General features: G+C 62.8%; 1 protein-coding gene. It reads left to right on the forward strand.

The features are described 5' to 3' along the window. Nucleotides 1-127 precede the first annotated feature (127 nt). Nucleotides 128-1,318, forward strand: a complete 1,191-nt coding sequence (locus ACIRS4_RS36875) for a Fic family protein (RefSeq protein ID WP_404204428.1) — start codon at nt 128-130, stop codon at nt 1,316-1,318. The last annotated feature ends 126 nt before the right edge of the window (nt 1,319-1,444 follow it).

Genomic DNA, 1,444 nt, shown 5'->3' on the forward strand with positions numbered 1-1,444 from the left:
TGACGGGATCTGACGCCAGCTGCTGCACTTTTGGAACAAAAGTGCAGTAATCGAAGAAGTTGGCAAACTTTTATACCAATAAAGTATGGTAATGGCAGAGTAGGTCAACTTTTGCCAAGGAGACCGTATGGACTGGCCACAGCACCGGATCGAAGAGCGTGGATGGACCTCCCGCCGCCGCCAAGGTTCGAAGGCGGACCGAACCCTCGATCGGATCGCTGTCACGATTCCTCCCCGGATCGGCGAGCTCGACTACGACCCGACCGGGCCCGTTGCCCGTGCACACGAGGCAGCATTGATCGCGATCGCTCGACTCGAGGCCGGATTCGGCGAGCATCTGGCACCGCTGGCCGACTTCCTACTCCGCAGCGAGTCCGTCGCCTCCTCGAAGATCGAACACATCGATGCGGGCTGGCGGGCCTTCGGCAAAGCTGTCGCCGGCGGCAAGGCCAGCGACGAGGCGAAATCCCAACTGGCGGCTGTCAAGGCCCTGATCGCCATGGTCGACGCAGCCGGCTCGGGCGAGATCGGGCTCGAAGACCTGCTCGACGCCCATCGGTTGTTGATGGCGACCGACTATTACACCGCCCGGGATTCCGGCCAACTGCGAGACGTTCAAAACTGGGTTGGCGGCAGCGATTACACACCGATCAACGCCGCACACGTCCCACCACCCCCGGACCTGGTGGCCGAATCGATCGCCGACCTACTCGACTTCGTCAACCGCGACGATCTGCCGATCCTCGCCCAAGCCGCCATCGCACACGCACAGTTCGAGTCCATCCACCCGTTCACCGATGGGAACGGACGCATCGGACGAGCCCTGATCAGTGCTGTCCTGCGCCGCCGCGGCCTCACCCGCCGTGTCACGGTCCCGCTCGCCTCGGTCATGCTGGCCGACACAAGCCGATACTTCATGCACCTCAATCGATTTCGCGATGGCGACGTCAACGCGTTCGTCGAGTATCTGGCGGTGGGCGCAATCCACGCCAGCGAAGCCGCCCAGGACTCCGCCATGGCTCTCGCCGACCTGCCCAGACGGTGGCGAGACATCGCCCGCCCGAGAGCCAACTCCGCCGACGAGACCATCCTCGCCGCGCTTCTCGAAACCCCGATCTTCAACGCCGACACCGCACAACGGATCACGGGCACCACCGATACGAGCACCTACCGCACTCTGGGACGCTTGACCGACGCCGGGATCCTCGAGATCCTCTCCGACAGTCAACGCAACCGCGTCTGGGCCGCAACCGATGTACTCGCGGAGTTGGACGCACTGAGCGCCGCCATCGGCCGCCGCACCATCGATCACCGATAGCGAAATTCAGCGCAGCCTTGCGGCCGCGCCCCGACCCTAGAAGTCGGATAGCTGAATTAGGTTGTATACCTTGACAATACAATCATCAGCTCTTCATATCCCACGTGCCTGAAGCAGCCGCCGCAG

The organism is Streptomyces sp. NPDC101166, assembly GCF_044768125.1.
Lineage (GTDB): Bacteria > Actinomycetota > Actinomycetes > Streptomycetales > Streptomycetaceae > Streptomyces.